This is a genomic window from Microbacterium sp. NPDC089696 (genome assembly GCF_044749125.1).
Lineage (GTDB): Bacteria > Actinomycetota > Actinomycetes > Actinomycetales > Microbacteriaceae > Microbacterium.
Map to the genome: position 1 here is coordinate 1 of NZ_JBIVHF010000003.1, position 21,041 is coordinate 21,041.

Genomic DNA, 21,041 nt, shown 5'->3' on the forward strand with positions numbered 1-21,041 from the left:
GGATGCCGACGACCGGGGCGACCGTGATCGTCCGCGTCGGGCTCGACGAGCTCACCACCGGGACCGGGGCCGCGTCGATCGACGGGACCGATCAGTCGGTGAGTATCAGCACCTGTCGACGGATCGCGGCCAGCGGCGGGGTGATCCCGGTCGTGCTGGGCACCGCCGGGGAGATCCTGGACTGGGGGCGGGAGAAACGCCTGTTCACGAGAGCACAGCGGCTCGCGCTCGTGGAACGCGACGGCGGGTGCGTGATGTGCGGACTCCCACCCCAGATGACCAAAGCCCACCACCTGAAATGGTGGCACCGCGACACCGGACCGACGGATCTCGACAACGGGGTCCTGCTGTGCACGTCCTGTCACCACCGCGTCCACGACAACGGGTGGGACATCCACACCACCGGCACCGGAACAACAGCACGGGTCTGGCTCATCCCACCCGACACCATCGACCCCGCACGCACCCCACGCCTGGGCGGATGCGCCCGCTACGACATCGCCGCCTGACCGCGCGCCGGGTCACGCACGAGCATCGGATGTCGGAGGGCCCCGGGTAGGCTGAAGACATGGCTGCTCCGCGTTCTTCATCCCGAGGAGGAGCCGCGTCGTCCAAGATCCCGCAGGTCTCCTGGCGGGAGCCGCGCCCCGCGCCGCTCGTCCTCGTGTCCGGCCCCGAGGAGGTCTGCGCCGAGCGGGCGATCGCGGGAGTGCGCGACTACCTCCGCGCCGAGGACCCGGCCCTCGAAGTCACCGACGTCCGTGCCGACGACTACGCCCCCGGCACGCTGCTGTCGCTCACCTCGCCCTCGCTGTTCGGGGAGCCGCGCCTCGTGCGGGTCTCGGGCGTCGAGAAGTGCTCCGACGCTTTCCTGCAGGAGGCTGTCTCCTACCTGGAACACCCTCAGGAGGGCGCGACGGTCATCCTGCGGCACACCGGAGCGAGCGTCCGCGGCAAGAAGCTCCTCGACGCGTTGCGCGCTGGACAGGGCGACGGCATCGAGATCGCCTGCCCGGCGATCAAACGAGACGGCGACAGGGTCGACTTCGCCGCCGGCGAGTTCAAGGCCGCCAAGAAGCGCATCGCGCCGCCGGCCCTTCGTGCCCTCGTCTCCGCCTTCGCCGACGATCTCACCGAGCTCGCCGCCGCCTGCCAGCAGCTCATCGGCGACGTCGAGGGCGACGTCACGGAAGACGTCATCACCAAGTACTACGGTGGCCGCGTCGAGGTGTCGGCGTTCGTGGTCGCCGACACCGCGATCGCCGGCCGCTACGGAGAGGCCCTCGTCGCGCTCCGCCACGCACTGGCATCCGGCGCCGACCCCGTGCCGATGGTGGCCGCCTTCGCGATGAAGCTCCGCACCATGGCGCGTGTGGCCGGCAATCGCGAACCCAGCCGCCAGCCGGCCCAGCGGCTCGGGATGAAGGACTGGCAGGTCGACCGGGCGCGGCGCGACCTCGCCGGCTGGAACGAACGCTCCCTCGGTCTCGCGATCCAGGCGACCGCCCGCGCCGACGCCGAGGTCAAAGGTGCGGCGCGCGACCCGATCTTCGCCCTCGAGCGCATGCTCACGGTCATCGCCACACGCCAGCCCTTCGGAGGGGAATCATGAGGCTCCTGCTCATCCGCCACGGTCAGACCCCGAGCAACGTGATCGGCGCGCTCGACACCGGCCGCCCCGGTCCCGGCCTCACCGGGCTGGGACACGCGCAGGCCGCCGCGATCCCCGCGGTGCTCCACGGCGAGCGCATCGACGCGATCTACGCCTCGCCGCTCGTCCGCACGCAGCTCACGGCAACTCCTCTCGCCGCAGATCGCGGCCTTGAGATCCAGGTCGTCGAGGGCCTCGAGGAGATCTCCGCGGGGGACTGGGAGATGCACAGCGACCGCGAAGCGGTCCAGGGATACGTGCAGACCGCCCGCAGCTGGCTCACCGGCGATCTCGACGTCACGATCCCCGGCGGCGAGAGCGGCACGGAGTTCTTCGCCCGCTACGACGCGGCCGTCGCAGGCATCGCCGAGGGGCACCGAGACGGCGCGGCCGTGATCGTCAGCCACGGCGCGGCGATCCGCGTCTGGGCGGCCGCGCGCCTGCAGGACATCGACCTGGAGGATGCCGCACACTGGCGTCTCTACAACACGGGCATGTGCGTGCTCGACGGCGACCCGGTCACCGGCTGGCGGCTGGTCTCCTGGCATGAGGAGCCTCTCGGAGGCATCGACCTCGAAGACCCGTCGGCACTCGACGTTCCCGCCGAACCCGTCGGCGAGCCGGGAGAGCCCGTCGAGACTCCGGCCGGCTGACCGCATCGCACCGATACACAGAGGAAGGGCCCGTCTCGATGAGACGGGCCCTTCCTCTGTGGTCGAAGCTCAGAGAGCGGAGACCTGCTTGGCGATGGCCGACTTGCGGTTCGCCGCCTGGTTCTGGTGGATGACGCCCTTGCTGACGGCCTTGTCGAGCTTGCGGGACGCGGTCTTCAGCGCGGCCTCGGCAGCGGCCTTGTCGCCCGAGGCGACAGCGGTGCGCGCGGCGCGGACGTGCGTCTTGAGCTCGCTCTTGACGGCCTTGTTGCGCTCGTGAGCCTTCTCGTTGGTCTTGTTGCGCTTGATCTGCGACTTGATGTTTGCCACGTGTGGACGCTTTCTGTACAGGGATTGTTCGGAATGCCGGCAGAAGAAGAGGGCTTCCGCACGGCGGTCGTGAGGGAAGAACCCACACGCAAGCCAAGAGTCGAGTCTACCAGCAGTCGAGCCGTTCCCCCTAAACGGGCGCCGTCGGGTGCACAATCGGCCTTATCCGCATCAGGTCGTGCCGCCCGCACGGCCCTCCTCTCACGACGCCGACGTCAAGGAGCGCAATGACCGAGCCCGCTGCAGCGATGAGCCCCGCCTCCACGTCCACCCGCGTGGGAGCTCGATGGATCACGGTGTTCACCCTCGCCTGGCTCGCCATCTGGACCGTGCAGCTCACGCCCGTGCAGCTGCTCCTGCCCCTCCAGCTCGACACTCCGGAGGACGACTGGATCCGCGGCGTCGTCTCCTCGGGGTTCGTCCTCGGCCTCGGGGGGCTCGCCGGGATCATCGCCGGCCCGGTCGCGGGCGCGCTGTCCGACCGCGCAGGCGCCGGACGGCACCGTCGACGCCCCTGGGCTCTCGGCGGGGTCCTGCTGACCGCAGCATGCCTGGTCGTCACCGGCTACGCGGAGGGTCCCTGGGGAGTCGGCCTGGCGTGGCTCGGCGTCTCCGTCGGCGTCGCGATCTCCTCCGCCGCGTTCACGGCGCTCATCGCGGATCAGCTCCCCGTGACCCAGCGCGGCGCGGCCTCTGCGGCGGTCGGATCCAGTCAGGCCGTCGGGATCGTCCTCGGCGTCGGACTGGTCGTGCTCCTCGGCCTCGGCATCCGCGAGGGATACATGCTGCTCGCGGCGATCATCGCGTTCGTGGGATCCGCCGCCGCGCTGCTGCTCCCCGATCCGCCTGCGGAGGCGCGTCTGATCCCCGAAGGGCGCCGGTCCCGGCATCCGCTCGCCTCGCTGCGCGATCGGGATTTCGCCTGGATGCTCTCGGGTCGACTGGTCGTGAACATCGGCAACGCGCTCGGCACTGCGCTCTTCCTCTTCTACCTCCTGCACGGTCTGGATCAGGACACGGCGACGGCGCAGGACAACCTCCTGCTGCTGATCGTGGTCTACACGGTGTTCGTGGTGCTCGCCGCGGTCGTCACGGGGATCGTGTCGGATCGCACGGGCGATCGCCGCACTCTCACGGTGGCGGCCACGCTCGTGCAGGCAGCGTCCGGCGTGGTCATCGCCGTCGTGCCGTCGTTCGAGGCGACGATGATCGCCGCGGCACTCATGGGCGTCGGCTATGGCGCCTTCTCGACCGTGGGACTCGCGTTCGCCGCCGATCTGCTGCCGGACGAGAAGGACCACGCCCGCGACCTCGGAGTCGTCACCGTGACGGCAGCCCTGGGTCAGCTGATCGGTCCCGTCCTCGGCGCCGGGCTCGTGGCCCTCGCCGGCGGCTTCTGGCTCGTGTTCGTGGCAGCGGCCGTGCTGTCACTGGTCGGCGGCGTCCTCACGTCGCGGGCGCGCCGTCGTCGCTGATCTCGGCAGCCTCGATCGTGGCGATCCCGAGGCGCAGCACGGCGTTGAACACGTCCGGACGCATGGCCGTCACGAGGTGCGTAGTGCGCGGGACGACGATGAGCTCTGCGTGCGGCGCGAGCCGCTGGAACAGCGCCTCATTGATGCGCAGCTGGTCGTACTGCCCGTTCACGAACCACAGCGGGATCTCGATCCGTGCCACCGCGGTCGCGAGGTCGAGCGCCGACAGCGCGGCGAGGGCGACGTCCTGGGTGTCGAGGGCGTAGCCGCCGGCGGCGAAGTCGGGTCGGGTCTCGAGGGGTATCGTCGCCTCGAGGATGCGCTCCGTGAGCCACAGCCCGCGATCGGGCAGCCGGTCGACCGCCCGCGCGATCATCCGGTACGCGCGCAGACCGGCGCCGTGGGGGAGTGCGGTGCACGACGCGGCGATCAGCGCGGCCACCGGGGGCTTCTGCGCGCCTCCCGTGTACGCGAGCGTCAGGAGCCCACCCATCGAGTGCCCGACCAGCAGCACGGGGCCCCGAGAGGCCGCATCGCGCACCGCCGCATCGATCGTGTGCAGCGCCTCGTGCAGCGTGAAGTCCTCCGTCATGCGGGTGCCGTGACCGGGCAGATCGACCGCGACAACGGGGATCCCCGCGGCCTCCAGGAACGCGACCTGAGACCGCCACATCGTCGCAGACGTGCGGATGCCGTGCACGAGGACGATCTGAACGGTCACGTGTTCAGCATACGAAAGCGGGGCCGGTGGTTGCCCACCGACCCCGCCCTCGTGCTCAGAGAGAGTGCTTACTTCTCGTAGCCCACGTTCTCCACCGGCGTGATGCCGAAGAGGTCGAGACCCACGTAGGGCTCGGGCGTGAGGTTGGCGAGGCCTTCCTTGACGGTCCAGATCTCCGGGCCGTTGAGGACCGGGATGATGCCCCAGGTCTTCGCGAAGATCTCGGACTCCATCTCCATGGCCTTCTTGGTCTGCTCCACCGGGTCGGAGATGGTCTCCAGCTCCTCGTGGATCATCTTGTCGATCTCCTCGGTGCCGGTGCCCGACAGGTTCAGGCCGCTGTCCGAGCAGTACAGCTGGCAGAACCAGGCAGCACCGAACGGGTCGGACGACGTGAAGTTGAGGAAGAAGATGTCACCGTTCTGCGTGGTGTAGTCCTCGGCGAAGTCCGCGGACGGACGGGTGTCGATCGTGACCTCCACGCCGACCTCCTTGAGCTGCGCCTGCACGGCCAGCGAGCGGGCGCGAGCGGTCTCCGTGTCGGAGTGGACCGGGAAGACGAGCGACAGGCGCACGCCGTCCTTCTCACGGATGCCGTCAGCACCCGGGACCCAGCCGGCGTCGTCGAGGAGCTTGTTGGCGCCCTCGGTGTCGCCGTCCTTGCGACCGGCCTCTTCCAGAGCGTTCACGTAGTTCGGCTGGAACGAGAACAGCGTGAGGGAGCCGGCGGGCTCCTCGGTGTAGTTCAGGCCGTTGAAGACGATCTCCTTGACCTGCTCGATGCTGATCGCCTCGAAGACGGCCTTGCGGACCTCGAGCTCCGACAGAGCGGGGTTCGACGAGTTCAGCGTGAAGATCGCGTTCGCGGTCGCCTGACCCTTGTAGGTCTTGACGCCGTCGAGACCCTCCACCTGTGCGAGGAGCTCGGCGCTGCCGGTCTCGGCCATGTCGACCTCGCCGTTGCGCAGAGCGTTCACCGCGGCGGTCGGCTCCATCTGGATGAAGGTCACCTTGTCGAGGAGCGGAGCGTTGCCCCACCACTTCTCGTTCGGGACGAGGGTGACGACGCCACCCGTCTTGTCGTAGTCCTCGACGGTGTACGGGCCGGCGGCCCACTCCGGGTGCCAGTCACCGAGGAACGCGGTGTTGAAGAGCTCCGGGGTGTTGACGGCCGGGTGCAGGAGCTGCGAGTAGACCATCTCGGGCCAGGCGAACTCGCCCTTGAAGGTGACGATGACGTCGCGGTCGTTCTCGCCGGCCTCGACGGACTCGATCTCCTTCCAGCCGTCGGTCGCGTTCGGCTGGTACTCCTCGTTGGTGCCGTTGTTGGCTTCCCAGGTCGCCTTGAACGCGGTCACGTCGATCGGCGTGCCGTCGTTCCAGACAGCCTTCTCGTTGACCTTGAAGTGCAGGACGGTCTTGCCGTCCTCGACACCGAAGGAGTAGTCGTCGAGGTACGCGTCGTTCTTCTTGACCGTGCCGTCCGGATCCATGAGCAGGATCTGCGGGCGGAACCACGTGCCGATCTGCGTGACACGCGCGTCGCCGTCGCTGTGGAAGTAGTTCAGCTGCTCGGCGATGTTCGAGACGGGGATGCGGAGCTCTCCGCCCTCCGCCAGGTTCTCGCGGGGCTGCGGGTTGTAGTCCGCGCCCTCGACGGTCTGGGCCTCGCCCTGATCGCCGGTGCCGCCGCCGTTGCCTGCCGGCGCACAACCGCTCATGACGAGTGCGAAGGCGGCGCCGAGGGCAGCGATGCCCATCAGCTTCTGATGCCGTTTCATGGTACTCCTTAGTGCCTGTCGGCCTTACTTGGGGATGAGGGCAGAATAACTCCGCGCCTCGCGGGCGAGAGCACTTGTGCACCGATTCGTTACCGGACTGTGCATAAGTGATTCCTCGTTAACTCGCAGCCACGGCCTCGGCGTCGAAGCCCTCCACGGGCAGGATGATCCGCTCGCGGGTGCGCTCGACGTCGGGGTCGGGGATCGGGATCGCCGAGAGCAGCGCCTTGGTGTAGGGGTGCTGCGGAGCGTCGAAGACCTGGTCCACGTCGCCGTGCTCCACGAACTCGCCCTTGTACATGACGGCGACGCGGTCGGCGATGTGCCGCACCACGGCGAGGTCGTGCGCGACGAACAGGTACGACAGGCCCATCTTCGCCTTGAGCTCGTCGAGCAGGTTGATCACGCCCGCCTGGATCGACACGTCGAGCGCCGAGACGGGCTCGTCGAGGACGACGACCTTCGGGTTCGTCGACAGCGCGCGGGCGATGCCGATGCGCTGACGCTGACCACCCGAGAACGCCTGGGGGAATCGGTCGCTGTGAGCCGGGTCGAGGCCGACCAGGCTCATGAGCTCCTCGACGCGGTCGAACACGTCGTCGCGGCTCATCCCGATCGCGAACATCGGCTCGGCGATGATGTCCCACACGGTCATGCGCGGGTCGAGGGCGCCCATCGGGTCCTGGAAGACGATCTGCAGGTCCCGGCGGAGCTTGCGCTCCTCGGCTCGGTTCTTGATGTCGGCGACGCTCGTGCCGCCGATCCGGATGTCGCCGTCCTCCTGCTTCACGAGGTCCATGATCTGCAGGAGCGTCGTGGTCTTGCCGCTGCCGGACTCGCCCACGATGGCGAGGGTCTCGCCCTGACGCACGTCGAAGCTGATGCCCTTGACCGCGTGGACCTCGCCGACCTTGCGCTTGAACAGCGCGCCCTTCATGAGCGGGAAGGTCTTGTTCAGGTTGATCGCCTGCAGCGTGATGGGGCGCTCCTCGCGCGGCACCTTGGTAAGGCTGCTCTCCGGGACTACCGGTGCGGGGAACACCGGAAGCCCGCCGATCGTGCCGTCGTCGGAGATGTCCTCGGCGCGGATGCAGGCCACGGTGTGGCTCGCGTGCCCGTCGGTCGAGACGGGGAGCAGCTCGGGCTCGCCCTGACGGCACGCGTCGATCGCGATCGGGCACCGTGCCGCGAACGGGCACGCGTCCGGGAGGTCGATCAGCAGCGGCGGGTTGCCCTTGATCGGGATCAGCGGCACCTTCTCGGTCTTGTCGACGCGGGGGATCGCGCCCAGCAGGCCGATCGAGTACGGCATCCGCGTCCGGTAGAACAGCTCGCGCACGGGTGCGTGCTCGACCGGCTTGCCTGCGTACATCACGAGCACGTCGTCGGCGGTCTTCGCGACCACGCCCATGTCGTGCGTGATCATGATCATCGCGGCGCCGGTCTCCTCCTGCGCCGTGTCCATGAGCTCGAGGATCTGCGCCTGGATCGTCACGTCGAGGGCCGTGGTCGGCTCGTCGGCGATGATCAGCTTGGGATCGTTCGCCATGGCGATGGCGATCACCACGCGCTGGCGCATGCCGCCGGAGAACTCGTGCGGGAAGGCCTTCATGCGGCGCTCGGCCTCGGGGATGCCGACGAGCTTGAGCAGCTCGACGGACCGGTCCCACGCGTCCTTCTTCGAGAGTCGACGGTGCACCGTCAACGCCTCGATGAGCTGGTCGCCGACCGTGAACACCGGGGTCAGCGAGGTCAGCGGGTCCTGGAACACCATCGCCATGCCGTTGCCGCGGATCACCGAGAGATGCTTGTCGGACTTGCCGATGAGCTCCTGGCCGTCGTAGACGATCGAGCCGGTGACCTTGGCGTTCTCGTCGAGCAGGCCCATGATCGCGAGCGAGGTGACGGACTTGCCGGATCCGGACTCGCCGACGATGCCGAGCGTCTTGCCGGCCTCGAGGTCGAAGGAGACGCCGCGGACGGCATCCACCCGACCGGCCTCGGACGGGAAGCTGACCTTGAGGTCGCGGACGGAGAGGACCGTGGATGCAGGATTCGTGCTCATGCGCGACCTCCAGCCGCGGAGGTCGGGTCGAGGGCGTCGCGCAGACCGTCGGCGATGAGAGCCATCGACACGGTGAGCAGCGTGAGCGCCGCAGCCGGGAAGTAGAACAGCCAGGGGGCGCTCACAAGGGTGCTGGAGCCGTACCCGATCAGGGCGCCGAGCGACACGTCGGGCAGCTTCACACCGAATCCGAGGAACGACAGGGCGGTCTCGGTCAGCACGGCCGACACGACGCCGAGCGTGAAGTTGATGACGAGCAGCGAACCGATGTTCGGCAGCATGTGCCGGATCACGACGCGCATGCCGGACAGACCGGCATACCGGGCCGCGTGCACGTACTCACGCTCGCGGATCGACAGCGACAGCGTCCAGATGATGCGGGCGGGGAAGAACCAGCCGACGATGAAGATCATCACGAGCGAGATCACGAGCCAGTTACCGCCGGCGTCGTTCGAGATCATCGCCAGGATCAGGAAGTTCGGGACCACCATCATGAAGTGGATGATCGCGAGCATGATCCGCTCGTAGGATCCGCCGAAGTAGGCGGCCGTCGTTCCGACGATCGCGGACACGACGGTGGTGCCGACCGCGACGAGCGCGGCGATCATCATGGAGCGCTGCAGACCCACGGCGACCTGGGCGAAGTTGTCGTTGCCCGAGCCGTTCGTGCCGAACCAGTGGTCGGGCGACGGGCCCTTGCGCAGTGCGAGGAAGTCGAGATCCGTGTGGCTGTAGGGCGCGATGAGCGGTCCGACGACCGCGAACACCACGAGCAGCGCGAGGATGACGATGCCGATGACCGCGCCGCGGTTGCGCATGAAGCGTCGCGTGTAGAGCGACAGCATCGTGGTGCGCTTGCGGTTCCTCGGCTTCTCGGGCTTCTCGGTGATCTCGGGGGACACCCCGATGGCTTCCAGGGACATCAGCTCACCCGCACTCTCGGATCGAGGACGACGACGGCGACGTCGGCGAGGATGGCTCCGATCGCCGTCATCAGGGCGCCGAAGGCCGCGACTGCGACGACGCCGTGAATGTCGTTGTTGTTGAGGGTCGTGATGAAGTACCGACCCATGCCGTTCCAGTTGAAGATCGTCTCCGTCAGGACCGCGCCGGTGAACACGGCCGGGATGGTGAAGGCGACCTGCGTCGTCACGGGGATGAGCGACGTGCGCAGCGCGTGCTTGCGGATGGCCTGCTGCTTCGTCAGGCCCTTGGCGCGCGCGGTGCGCACGTAGTCGGCCTTGATGTTGTCGAGCAGGAGGGACCGCTGCAGGAAGTGGATCTGGGCGTAGCCCGTGATCACCAGACCGAGAGTCGGCAACGCCAGGTGCTGCAACGCGTCGAGGAGAACCGGGAAGAAGCCCTGCACCCCCGGACTGGACGACCCGGTGACGTAGAAGACCGTGGTGCCGACGGCGTTGTTGAAGCCGATCGCGAGCAGGACGAGCGCGAAGCCCGCGACGACGGTCGGGATGTTCATCGTGATGATGCTCGTGCCCTGGCCGATGCGGTCGGCGAGCTTGTACTGGCGGGAGGCCGTGTACACGCCGAGCGCGATGCCGAGAACTGTCGTGAGGATCGTGGCACCGAGGACCAGTTCGGCGCTGACCCAGACGCGGTACGCGACCTGCTCGTTCACCGACTCGCCGGTCGGGCCCAGGCCCCAGTCCCAGCGGAGGATGATCCCGGAGAACCACGTCCACCAGCGCTCGATGAGCGGGACGGACTCGCTGAGGTTGCGCGGGCGGAGGAGATTGTCGATCTGGTCGGCGGAGAGCGGGGGACGCCGGCCGACGTAGTTGTTCTCCGGATCGAGATACAGCCAGGCGAGGAAGTAGGTGATGTTCGTCGCGATGACGATCATCATCAACCACCCCAGCAGGCGGCGCACGAGATACTTGATCAAGGTGTTGATTCTTTCTCTTTTACAGACGCGCGCGGGATCTGCCGACGCAACGCTGAGCCGGAAAGACAGTCAATCACCATCTGCCGATCTGCGCGACACGACGCCTGCACCTGGTCTGTGACGGAGTCTTATCGCTCACGGGATCCGGTGTCACGGATTGCTCCCGGGCAACTTCGCGAGAATATCACCGCATCGGCCGAATCGGGCATTAGCCTCCCCTCACCGTAGAATCGTCGGGACATGTCACCACGCGCTCTCACCCCGCTTCAGCCTGCCGCGACGCCTGCGACGCAGATCCGCAACTTCTGCATCATCGCGCACATCGATCACGGCAAGTCGACCCTCGCCGACCGCATGCTCCAGATCACCGGCGTGGTCTCCGACCGCGACATGAGGGCGCAGTACCTGGACCGCATGGACATCGAGCGCGAGCGCGGCATCACGATCAAGAGCCAGGCCGTGCGCATGCCGTGGGAGCTCGACGGCGAGACGTTCGCGCTGAACATGATCGACACCCCGGGGCACGTGGACTTCACGTACGAGGTGTCCCGCTCGCTCGCCGCGTGCGAGGGCGCGATCCTGCTCGTCGACGCGGCGCAGGGCATCGAGGCCCAGACGCTCGCGAACCTCTACCTCGCGCTCGAGAACGATCTGCACATCATCCCGGTGCTCAACAAGATCGACCTCCCGGCCGCGGACCCCGACAAGTACGCCAAGGAGCTCGCCTCCCTGATCGGCGGGAAGCCGGAGGACGTGCTGCGGGTCTCGGGCAAGACCGGCGTCGGCGTCGAGGACCTGCTCGACCGCCTCGTGCAGGAGATCCCGGCCCCGGTGGGCGATGCGGATGCTCCGGCTCGCGCCATGATCTTCGATTCCGTGTACGACGCGTACCGCGGCGTCGTCACCTACGTGCGCATGGTCGACGGCAGCCTGTCGCCGCGCGAGCGCATCCAGATGATGTCGACCGGTGCGAACCACGACGCCCTCGAGGTCGGCGTGTCGAGTCCCGAGCCGATCCCCACCAAGGGGTTGGGTGTGGGCGAGGTGGGTTACCTCATCACGGGTGTGAAGGACGTGCGCCTGTCGAAGGTCGGTGACACGGTCACGGCGGCGCGCAAGCCCGCGACCGACGCGCTGGCGGGGTACACCGACCCCAAGCCGATGGTCTTCTCGGGCATCTACCCGATCGACGGCAGCGACTACGCCGAGCTCCGTGAGGCGCTCGACAAGCTCAAGCTCTCCGACGCGTCGCTCCAGTACGAGCCCGAGACCTCGGTGGCCCTCGGTTTCGGCTTCCGCTGCGGCTTCCTCGGCCTGCTGCACCTGGAGATCATCACCGAGCGCCTGTCGCGCGAGTTCGGCCTCGACCTCATCACGACCGCGCCCAGCGTCATCTACGAGGTACTGACGTCGGACACCGGTGAGACGGTCACGGTCACCAACCCGAGCGAGTACCCCGACGGGCGGATCGGCTCGGTCGCCGAGCCCATGGTGAAGACCGCGATCCTGCTGCCGAAGGACTACGTCGGCACGGTCATGGAGCTGTGCCAGTCGCGTCGCGGCTCGCTGCTCGGCATGGAGTACTTCTCCGAGGAGCGCGTCGAGCTGCGCTACATGATGCCGCTCGGCGAGATCGTGTTCGACTTCTTCGACCAGCTGAAGTCCAAGACGCAGGGCTACGCCTCTCTGGACTACGAGCCCGCGGGCCAGCAGGAGGCCGACCTCGTGAAGGTCGACATCCTCCTCCAGGGCGAGAAGGTCGACGCGTTCAGCTCGATCGTGCACCGGGACAAGGCCTACGCCTACGGCACGATGATGGCCGAGCGTCTGCGCAAGCTCATCCCTCGGCAGCAGTTCGAGGTGCCGATCCAGGCGGCCATCGGCGCCCGGATCATCGCCCGCGAGACGATCAGGGCGATCCGCAAGGACGTCCTCGCGAAGTGCTACGGCGGTGACATCACCCGCAAGCGCAAGCTCCTCGAGAAGCAGAAGGAGGGCAAGAAGCGCATGAAGATGGTGGGTCGCGTCGAGGTCCCCCAGGAGGCGTTCATCGCCGCGCTCTCCGGCGACGTCGAGGGCAAGGACAAGAAGTAGATGGCGTTCCCGCGGTACGAGCGGGGAGCGACACGGCATCCGCTCGTCAGGGTGCCGGCGGGGATGCGGGTGGATGAACGATCGCTCCCGGTCCCGTCCGACGCGCAGGACGACGTCGCCGCACTGATCCGCTCCTGGGAGTTCAAGCGCCGAGTGGGTTTCGGCACGCCCGAGGGGTCGCCGGCCGCGGGGCGCGAAGGGCTCCTGTCGAAGCGCGTGCTCGGCGTGCTGTTCCGCGAGCCGGTCCGGGTGGTCTGGGCCGCCGAGAACGGGTTCGGGTACGAGACGATGCCCGGGCACCCTCTCTACGGTGAGGAGTCCTTCGTGCTCGACGGAGGAGTCTTCACGGCCAGGTCGATCTCGATGCCGGCCACCCTCGGCTGGCGCCTTCTCGCGCCGGCGCTGCGGCTCCTGCAGCGCTCGACCCATGCCCGATACATCCGTGTCGTCTCCGACGAGGTGGCCCGGATCCGCGACTCGCGTCCGGGGCCGCTTGGACATCGGTCGGGTCACCGTCCAGGCGACCCCGGGTAGGCTGGACGGCATGCGGCGCGGGACTTTCCGAGACGACACGGTTGACTATGCGGCTGTGGGTGCGACCCATGCGCCCGATCTCATGCAGTATCCGCCGGAGCGCAGCATCCCTGCGGAGAACTCCTGGCGGATCGGCAGCGGCGAAGAGCGCTTTCAGACCGCGGGCGAGTCGTTGCTGACCTGGACGGCGCAGCGCGCTGCCGGGCTGACCGTCGAGGACGTGCGTCCTGCGCCCGGCCCGGCGTACGCGGGCGTGAGCTTCGACGCCGAGGGAACACCGATCGCGCCGAGCAAGAACGAGGTCGAGCAGCGGTTCGACGCCGAGGGCACGCCGTTCGCCGGCCCCGGCATGACGCTGCGCCTGCGCGGCCGCGTCGCCAACATGAGCGCCGACGCCGAACTGCGCGTGATCTCCGTGACCGAGGAGAAGCGGCGAGTGGGTCTCGTGCTCGGCACAGTAGGCGGCTCCGTCGTGCGCGGCGAGGAGCTCTTCGACATCGAGTGGCGCGAGGACAACGACGAGGTGTGGTTCACGGTGCGCGCCTTCGACGCCCCGAACTCCGTGCTCTATCGCACGATCCCCGCGCTCCTGAAGCGTCGGCGGCGGGAGCTGTTCGCGCGGTACCTCCGCGCGATCTCCCCGATGTACGCGACTCCCGTCTGAGATGGCGGGTCCTCTTCCCCTCGGCGACCCGGCCCCGGCCGACGGACGGCTCCCCGCCGATCTGCCGATCGACGCGAACGTGCCGTTCTCCGCGTACCTGCACATCCCGTTCTGCAGTGTGCGCTGCGGGTACTGCGACTTCAACACGTACACCTCGAGCGAGCTGCGCGGCGCGAAGCAGGAGGACTACGCCTCGACGCTGATCACCGAGATCGACCTGGCGCGTCGGGTCCTGACGGATGCCGGGGCGCTGCGACCCATGGACACCGTGTTCTTCGGGGGCGGCACACCGACGCTGCTGCCCGCCGGCGACCTCGCGCGGATGCTGGGCGCGGCGACCGAGGCGTTCGGACTGGCCGACGGCGCCGAGGTGACGGTGGAGGCCAACCCCGACACCGTCACGCCCGAGGTCGCCCGCACACTCGCAGATGCGGGAGTGACGAGGCTGTCGGTCGGGATGCAGTCGGCTGTGCCCCATGTGCTCGCCGCGCTGGATCGCACCCACCGTCCGGAGAACGTGCGCACCGCGGTCGCGGCCGCGAAGGACGCCGGACTCGCGGTGAGCGTCGACCTGATCTACGGTGCACCGGGGGAGTCCCTCGCCGACTGGGAGGCGTCGCTCGACGCGGCTCTCGCCTTGGAGTCCGATCACATCTCCGCGTACGCGCTCATCATCGAGGACGGCACGAAGCTCGCGAGGCAGATCCGCCGCGGCGAGGCGCCCACCCCCGACGACGACCTGCAGGCCGACATGTACGAGCTCGCCGACGCGCGTCTCGCGGAAGCGGGGTTCGAGTGGTACGAGGTGAGCAACTGGTCGCGGACTCTCGACCAGCGGTCGCGGCACAATCTCGCGTACTGGCGGGGGAGCGACTGGTGGGGCTTCGGCCCGGGTGCGCACAGCCACGTCGCCGGCCTCCGGTGGTGGAACGTCAAGCACCCCGCCGCGTACGCGCAGCGCCTCGCCGCGGCCGAGTCCCCGGCCGCGGGCACCGAGCGTCCCGACGCGGAGTCGCGCATGCTGGAGCGCATCCTGCTGCTCAGCCGCATCCGAGAGGGGATAGCCCTCGACGACGTGCAGGCCGACAAGCGCAGCCGCGTCGCGGGTCTCATCGCCGACGGCCTCGTGGACGGTCCGGCCGCGGTGCGCGGGCGCGTGCAGCTCACTCTGCGGGGCCGTCTGCTGGCCGATGCCGTGGTGCGCGAGCTCACGGACTGAGGGCGTGTCCGGGCGTCAGGGCAACAGATCCATGCCGTCGGTGCGTCGCTGCGGCACCGTCGCGCTCCGGGCGTCGAAGAGCCGCGTCGTCCGCTCCGCTCCATAGGCGGGCCATCCCGGATCGCCCGTCGTGATGAACGAGATCCACGCGCGGTGCATCTCGTCGGCCAGCTCCTGCGGAGGCGCATCGCCCGCCAGCCGCCGGGTCTCCGGATCGTCGAGCCGGTCGAACACGAAGCCGAGTTCGAGGGCATGTGCGGCGCGGAGGTCGCGCACCGGACTGCGCCACGCGAACTCGTACACGTAGGTCGGTGCGCGCCGCGCACGGGCGACCCGGGTGAGGGGCGCGCGCAACAGGAGGTCGGTCGCGAGCTGCCCGAAGATCTCGCCCGTCGAGGCCCCGGGGAAGGCGGAGCGGTAGGCGGCGACGGCGCGGCGCGGGATCCGCATCGCGAGACGCGCGATCAGGAGTTGAAGCCCGCTGATCTTGCCGAGCGCCTCCGGTGTGAACCACAGCCTGTACTCATCGGTGTTGGTGCCGATCAGCACGGGCACGTCGATGTCGGGGATCACCTCGTGCGGAGATCGGGGAAGGGACTCCTCGTCGAGCGCGAACTGGAAGCCCGGCGCCCCACCGAGCGGGGACGAGCCGGCGGACTGCTCGCGCCGGGCGTCGAGCAGCTGCTCGGGGCTCACGCCGAGGAACGCGTCGCGGTCGCGTGCGATGCCGAGCCGCTTCGCGAGCTGCGCCGTGACGCGGCCGGCCTTGGCCACAGGCTGCGCCTCCAGAGGGGCGGACTCGATGATCGCGCGGGCGATCAGTGCGCGGGATTCGTCCCGGGCGAGCAGACCGGCGACGATCGCCCCTCCCGCGGATTCGCCCATGACCGTGATGCGTGCAGGATCGCCGCCGAAGGCTGCGCCCTCGCGGTGCGCCCAGGCCAGACCCGCGGCGGCGTCGCGAAGCCCGAGGTTGCGCGGAGCGCCGTCGAGCACCGAGAAGCCCTCGGAGCCGAGGCGGTAGTTGATCGAGACGAACACGATCCCGGCGCGCGCGAACGCCGTGCCGTCGTAGAGGGAGAGCGCCGCGGTCCCGCGTTCGAGCGCGCCGCCGTGGATCCAGAGCACGACCGGCGCTCCCGCCGCGTCGCGCGGCGCCCACACGTTGACGGTGAGGATGTCGTCACCCGGGATCTGGACCGACCCCAGCAGCTCGCCGATCGCTCCCGGGTACCGGCTCTGCGGAGCGGTCGGCCCGAACGAGGTCGTCTGCCGCACGCCGGACCAGGGCTCGGCGGGCTGCGGAGCACGGAACCGGAGATCCCCGAAGGGAGGTGCGGCGTACGGGATGCCGAGGAATCGGCGGACGTCGCCGACGATCTCGCCGCGGACGATCCCGGTCGTGAGAGTGGCATCCGTGGCGTCGCTCATGATCGTCATCGTAGAGGCGTTCCGCGCATCGTCCGCTGCGGCGGGTAGAATTGGCACTCGAAGTCGGTGAGTGCCAGGCGAGGGGAGATGCGATGGTCAGCGAACGAGGCCTCCAAGTGCTCCGCGCGATCGTGCAGGACTACGTCGAGACCCATGAGCCCGTCGGCAGCCGATCCATCGTCGACCGCTACTCCTTCGGCGTGTCGGCCGCGACGATCCGCAACGACATGGCCCTGCTCGAGGACGAAGAGCTCATCGCGGCGCCGCACACCTCGTCGGGGCGCGTGCCCACCGACAAGGGCTATCGCGTGTTCGTCGACCACCTCGCACAGTTGCGACCGCTCTCCGTCGCGCAGCGCACCGCGATCGAGTCCTTCCTCACGGACCCCGCGGACCTCGACGACCTCATGGCGCGCACCGTCCGTGTGCTCACCCAGCTCACGGGACAGGTCGCTCTCGCGCAGTACCCGTCCTTCGCACGCGCGCAGCTCACGCACATCGAGCTCGTCGCCCTCGCCCCGAACCGTGTGCTGATCGTCCTCGTGACGGACGCCGGCGGCGTGTCGCAGCGCATGGCACAGCTGCCGTCCGACATCGACGAGGCCGACATGGGTCTGCTCCGCGCTCGGCTGTCGGCGCTCCTCACCGGGCGGGCGGTCAGCGATGCGGCCGAGCGGATCCGGCTGCTGAGGGACGGCGACGAGCATGCGCACGACGCCGTGCTGCGCGCGCTGGCGACCGTGATCGTCGAAGAGCTCGGGACGTTCCGGCAGGAGCGCCTCGTGATGGCGGGCGCCGCCACGCTCGCGCGACGGGAGCACGACTTCCGCGGCAGCATCCATCCGCTCCTGGAGGCGATCGAGGAGCAGGTGACGCTCATCCGCCTGATGAGCGAGATGGAAGCGGACGCGCACGGCCTCGCGGCGAGCATCGGCGCGGAGAACGCGTCGTTCGGGCTCGACGAGGCGTCGATCGTCGCGAGCAACTACGCCGCGCGCAGCGGCACGGCACGCGTCGGGGTCATGGGCCCCACGCGCATGGACTATCCGAGCAACCTCGCGGCGGCGCGGGCCGTGGCCCGCTACCTGTCGCGGATGCTCGACGAGGACGAGGCGTCCCGCTGACGCGGGCGCCGGAGAACACACGCAGAAGGGCCATTGTGGCGGACCACTACGAGGTACTGGGCGTCTCGCGCGACGCTTCCACCGACGAGATCAAGAAGGCGTACCGGCGACTGGCGCGCCAGCTGCACCCGGACGTGAATCCGGGGGAGGAGGCCGCGGAGAAGTTCAAGCTCGTCACGCACGCGTACGACGTGCTGAGCGACGACGACTCGCGACGCCGCTACGACATGGGCGGCGGTGACGGCGCGTCGGGCAACTTCCAGGGCTTCGGCGGGTTCGGCGACATCTTCGAGACGTTCTTCGGTGCGGCGCAGGGGGGCGGACGCGGGGCACGCCCCCGGTCTCGGCGCGAACGCGGACAGGACGCGCTCGTCCGCGTCACGCTCGACCTCGGAGACGTCGTGTTCGGCGCCCACCGCGACATCGAGGTCGACACCGCGGTGCTGTGCGAGACCTGCAACGGCTCGTGCTGTCAGGAGGGCACCTCGCCCGTCACCTGCGACATCTGCGGCGGCTCGGGTCACGTCCAGCGCCAGGTGCGCAGCCTTCTCGGCAACGTCGTCACCTCGCAGCCCTGCGGCACGTGCGAGGGCTACGGCACGACCATCCCCTATCCCTGCGGCACCTGCGGCGGACAGGGACGCGTCCGCTCGCGGCGCACGGTCTCGCTCGACATCCCGGCGGGCGTCGAGACAGGACTGCGCCTGCAGCTCCCCGGCTCGGGCGAGGTCGGGAAGGCCGGCGGCCCGAACGGCGACCTGTACGTCGAGGTGACCGTGAACCCGCACCCCGCGTTCAGCCGTGACGGCGACGACCTGCTCGCGACGCTCGAGGTCGCGATGACCGACGCGATCCTCGGCACGGAGACCACCATCCAGGGGCTGGACGGCGAGGTCGATCTCGAGATCCGCGCCGGTGTGCAGTCCGGCGACGTCCTCACGATCAAGGGACGCGGGATCACCCCGCTCCGCGGGACCCAGCGCGGAGACCTGCGCGTCGGCGTGCAGGTGCTCACCCCGACCAAGATCGACTCCGCTCAGCGCGCGCTGATCGAGGATTTCGCGAAGAAGACCAAGGCGCCGGCGCCGCAGCTGGCCCAGTTCCAGCAAGGCCTCTTCTCGAAGCTCCGCGACCGCTTCCGCTCGCACTGACCCGGAGGACGCCATGGCCCTGCACTTCCTCGTCGAGAGCTCCTCGGACGCTGTCGTGGGCGACGTCGTGTCGCTCACCGGCGCCGAGGCGAAGCACGCCGCCGTCGTACGACGCCTCCGCGTCGGCGAGGACGTCACGGTGGGCGACGGCGCGGGCGTCTGGCTGACCGGCACGGCCGAGCAGGTGTCGCCGTCGCTGGTGGACGTCCGTGTGTCCGCCCGACGGGTCGATCCGGCGCCGCACCCCCGGCTCGTGCTCGTGCAGGCGCTCGCGAAGGGCGACCGCGACGAGCTCGCGGTGCAGGCAGCGTGCGAGCTCGGCATCGACGAGATCGTGCCCTGGCAGGCGAGTCGCAGCGTCTCGCGCTGGGAAGGCCCCAAGGCCGTCAGGGGGCGTGAGCGCTGGGCGACCATCGTCCGCGAGGCCGCGAAGCAGGCGCACCGGTCCTGGGTGCCCGAGGTCGCATCGCCGGTGTCCACGAAGGACCTCGCCGCCCGCGCGGCCACGCAGCGGGTGCTGCTGCTCGACCCGACGGCTCCGGTGCGGCTCTCCGAGATCGAGCCCGACGGTCGAGACATCGTGCTGGTCGTCGGCCCCGAGGGTGGGATCTCCGACCCCGAGATCGAGACCCTGGTCGAGGCGGGGGCCGAGCGCGTGCTTCTCGGAGACACAGTTCTGCGCACGTCGACGGCAGGACCGGCGGCCGTGGCGGTGCTCTCCGTCGCACTCGGACGCTGGTGACGGCGCACCCGTCCTGGTGCGTGCACGGTCGGTAGACTGGGATCATGTCCGAACCCTCGATCTTCACGCGCATCCTCGACGGCGACATCCCGGGTGAGATCCTGCTGGACACCGGCCGGGTGTTCGCGATCCGGGACATCGACCCGCAGGCTCCGCTGCACGCGCTCGTGATCCCCAAGACCGCGGAGTACCGCGACGTCACGGAGCTCGCCGCCGGAGACCCCGGTCTGCTCGCCGAGATGGTCGCCGCGGCGAAGCAGCTCGCGACCGAGCACGCGAACGGCGAGTACCGCCTCATCTTCAACAACGGCGCGAGCGCCGCCCAATCCGTCTTCCACGTGCACGCCCATGTGCTCGGCAACATCGAGGAGAACAAGCTCGTTGGCTTCTGACCACGACAACACCCCCACCGACGGCGACGTCACCGAGCGGTTCTACGCCGACGGCGTCGCGATGGTGCAGCTGCTCGGCCCGCAGGACCGTCTGCTCCGCATGCTCGAGAAGGAGCACCCGGACGTCCAGGTGCTGGTGCGCGGCAACGAGATCACGCTCAGCGGCGCGGCGGACGCGGTGGCACGGGCCAAGACCCTCGTCGACGAACTGCTCACCATGACGAGAGCCGGACACGACCTCGCCCCCAGCGACGTCTCCAATTCGGCGCGCATGCTCCGCTCCGACGGGGGCCCCCGTCCCAGCGAGGTGCTGGGTGAGGCGATCCTGTCGACGCGCGGCAAGGTCATCCGCCCGAAGACGCTCGGGCAGAAGGAGTACGTCGACGCGATCGAGGAGAACACGATCGTGTTCGGCATCGGTCCCGCCGGCACCGGGAAGACCTACCTCGCGATGGCCAAGGCCGTGCAGGCGCTGCAGCGCAAGGAGGTCACGCGGATCATCCTGACGCGTCCAGCCGTGGAGGCGGGGGAGCGGCTCGGGTTCCTGCCCGGCACCCTGACCGACAAGATCGACCCGTATCTGCGACCGCTCTACGACGCGCTCAACGAGATGATGGACCCCGAGATCGTGCCGCGCCTCATGGCCACGGGCACGATCGAGGTCGCCCCGCTCGCCTACATGCGCGGACGCACGCTCAACGACTCGTTCGTGGTGCTGGACGAGGCGCAGAACACGACGCCCGAACAGATGAAGATGTTCCTCACGCGACTCGGCTTCGGCACGCGCATGGTCGTGACGGGCGACATCACCCAGGTGGACCTGCCGCAGGGTGCCTCGGGCCTCCGACTGGTCACGCGGGTGCTCGACGGCATCGACGACATCCACTTCTCCCGGCTCACGAGCGACGACGTCGTGCGCCACTCGCTCGTCGGCCGCATCGTCGATGCGTACAGCGAGTACGACGAGCGTCGCACGGCGCAGAGGCACGAGCGCGAGCAGGCGGCGGAGTTCGCCAACCGCGCCGAGCGTCGCGGTGCGCAGCGGCCGGGACCCCGAGACCGGATGCCGAAACGAGGCATCTCCTGATGACACGAGCACTGCCCCTGA

The 21,041-nt window shown here is 69.1% G+C and carries 20 protein-coding genes; 13 read left to right on the forward strand and 7 right to left on the reverse strand.

Going from position 1 to position 21,041, the window contains the following annotated elements; translation table 11 throughout:
* From ACIPY8_RS16290 to ACIPY8_RS16300, 3 genes are all read left to right on the forward strand, one after another.
* Positions 1-509 (forward strand): DUF222 domain-containing protein (locus ACIPY8_RS16290; protein ID WP_400820407.1); only part of this gene is annotated, 509 nt, incomplete at its 5' end.
* A gap of 59 nt (positions 510-568) precedes the next feature.
* A complete protein-coding gene (gene holA / locus ACIPY8_RS16295; protein ID WP_400820409.1) occupies positions 569-1,612 on the forward strand; it encodes a DNA polymerase III subunit delta in 1,044 nt (347 codons plus the stop codon).
* On the forward strand, positions 1,609-2,304 hold the full coding sequence (locus tag ACIPY8_RS16300; RefSeq protein ID WP_400820412.1) for a histidine phosphatase family protein: 696 nt from the start codon (positions 1,609-1,611) through the stop codon (positions 2,302-2,304). The genes holA and ACIPY8_RS16300 overlap by 4 nt, the downstream gene beginning before the upstream one ends.
* 69 nt (positions 2,305-2,373) lie before the next feature.
* On the opposite strand, the gene rpsT is transcribed toward ACIPY8_RS16300, so the two are convergent.
* Positions 2,374-2,634 (reverse strand): 30S ribosomal protein S20, encoded by a 261-nt coding sequence (gene rpsT / locus ACIPY8_RS16305; RefSeq protein ID WP_400820414.1) that lies wholly within the window; start codon positions 2,632-2,634, stop codon positions 2,374-2,376.
* A gap of 170 nt (positions 2,635-2,804) precedes the next feature.
* Here rpsT and ACIPY8_RS16310 point away from each other — a divergent pair, with 170 nt between their 5' ends.
* Positions 2,805-4,109, forward strand: coding sequence for an MFS transporter (locus ACIPY8_RS16310; RefSeq protein ID WP_400820962.1), 1,305 nt, complete (start codon positions 2,805-2,807; stop codon positions 4,107-4,109).
* Here ACIPY8_RS16310 and ACIPY8_RS16315 read toward each other — a convergent pair.
* From ACIPY8_RS16315 to ACIPY8_RS16335, 5 genes are all read right to left on the reverse strand, one after another.
* Entirely contained in the window at positions 4,081-4,830 is a 750-nt protein-coding gene (locus ACIPY8_RS16315) for an alpha/beta fold hydrolase (RefSeq protein ID WP_400820416.1), read from the reverse strand. The genes ACIPY8_RS16310 and ACIPY8_RS16315 overlap by 29 nt on opposite strands.
* 68 nt (positions 4,831-4,898) lie before the next feature.
* On the reverse strand, positions 4,899-6,611 hold the full coding sequence (locus tag ACIPY8_RS16320) for an ABC transporter family substrate-binding protein (protein ID WP_400820418.1): 1,713 nt from the start codon (positions 6,609-6,611) through the stop codon (positions 4,899-4,901).
* 118 nt (positions 6,612-6,729) lie between these two features.
* A complete protein-coding gene (locus ACIPY8_RS16325; protein ID WP_400820421.1) occupies positions 6,730-8,676 on the reverse strand; it encodes a dipeptide ABC transporter ATP-binding protein in 1,947 nt (648 codons plus the stop codon).
* A complete protein-coding gene (locus ACIPY8_RS16330) occupies positions 8,673-9,599 on the reverse strand; it encodes an ABC transporter permease (RefSeq protein WP_400820424.1) in 927 nt (308 codons plus the stop codon). The genes ACIPY8_RS16325 and ACIPY8_RS16330 overlap by 4 nt, the downstream gene beginning before the upstream one ends.
* Positions 9,599-10,582 (reverse strand): ABC transporter permease, encoded by a 984-nt coding sequence (locus tag ACIPY8_RS16335; RefSeq protein ID WP_400820426.1) that lies wholly within the window; start codon positions 10,580-10,582, stop codon positions 9,599-9,601. The genes ACIPY8_RS16330 and ACIPY8_RS16335 overlap by 1 nt, the downstream gene beginning before the upstream one ends.
* A 240-nt stretch (positions 10,583-10,822) precedes the next feature.
* Between ACIPY8_RS16335 and lepA the strand changes: the two genes are divergently transcribed.
* From lepA to hemW, 4 genes are read left to right on the forward strand one after another with little or no spacing between them, the layout of a single operon-like run.
* The gene (gene lepA, locus ACIPY8_RS16340) at positions 10,823-12,676 is read left to right on the forward strand and encodes a translation elongation factor 4 (protein WP_400820429.1); all 1,854 of its coding nucleotides are present in this window, start codon (positions 10,823-10,825) and stop codon (positions 12,674-12,676) included.
* Positions 12,677-13,210: a DUF1990 family protein gene (locus tag ACIPY8_RS16345; RefSeq protein WP_400820431.1), complete on the forward strand. Its 534-nt coding sequence runs from the start codon at positions 12,677-12,679 to the stop codon at positions 13,208-13,210. It begins immediately after the preceding gene.
* Between the two features lie 10 nt (positions 13,211-13,220).
* On the forward strand, positions 13,221-13,874 hold the full coding sequence (locus ACIPY8_RS16350; protein WP_400820433.1) for a DUF1990 family protein: 654 nt from the start codon (positions 13,221-13,223) through the stop codon (positions 13,872-13,874).
* A gap of 1 nt (position 13,875) precedes the next feature.
* Positions 13,876-15,093 carry a radical SAM family heme chaperone HemW gene (gene hemW / locus ACIPY8_RS16355; protein ID WP_400820436.1) on the forward strand — a complete coding sequence of 406 codons (1,218 nt, stop codon included), beginning with the start codon at positions 13,876-13,878 and terminating at the stop codon, positions 15,091-15,093.
* A gap of 15 nt (positions 15,094-15,108) precedes the next feature.
* Here the strand turns inward: hemW and ACIPY8_RS16360 are convergent, their stop codons facing one another.
* Entirely contained in the window at positions 15,109-16,524 is a 1,416-nt protein-coding gene (locus tag ACIPY8_RS16360) for a carboxylesterase/lipase family protein (protein ID WP_400820438.1), read from the reverse strand.
* A gap of 92 nt (positions 16,525-16,616) precedes the next feature.
* Between ACIPY8_RS16360 and hrcA the strand changes: the two genes are divergently transcribed.
* From hrcA to ACIPY8_RS16385, 5 genes are all read left to right on the forward strand, one after another.
* Positions 16,617-17,648, forward strand: a complete 1,032-nt coding sequence (gene hrcA, locus ACIPY8_RS16365; RefSeq protein WP_400820440.1) for a heat-inducible transcriptional repressor HrcA — start codon at positions 16,617-16,619, stop codon at positions 17,646-17,648.
* 35 nt (positions 17,649-17,683) lie between these two features.
* Positions 17,684-18,799, forward strand: a complete 1,116-nt coding sequence (dnaJ, locus tag ACIPY8_RS16370; protein WP_400820442.1) for a molecular chaperone DnaJ — start codon at positions 17,684-17,686, stop codon at positions 18,797-18,799.
* Positions 18,800-18,812: 13 nt separating this feature from the next.
* Positions 18,813-19,541: a 16S rRNA (uracil(1498)-N(3))-methyltransferase gene (locus tag ACIPY8_RS16375; RefSeq protein ID WP_400820445.1), complete on the forward strand. Its 729-nt coding sequence runs from the start codon at positions 18,813-18,815 to the stop codon at positions 19,539-19,541.
* Positions 19,542-19,585: 44 nt separating this feature from the next.
* Positions 19,586-19,933 carry an HIT domain-containing protein gene (locus ACIPY8_RS16380; RefSeq protein WP_363370565.1) on the forward strand — a complete coding sequence of 116 codons (348 nt, stop codon included), beginning with the start codon at positions 19,586-19,588 and terminating at the stop codon, positions 19,931-19,933.
* Positions 19,934-19,994: 61 nt separating this feature from the next.
* Positions 19,995-21,020, forward strand: coding sequence for a PhoH family protein (locus ACIPY8_RS16385; RefSeq protein ID WP_400820965.1), 1,026 nt, complete (start codon positions 19,995-19,997; stop codon positions 21,018-21,020).
* Positions 21,021-21,041 lie beyond the last annotated feature (21 nt).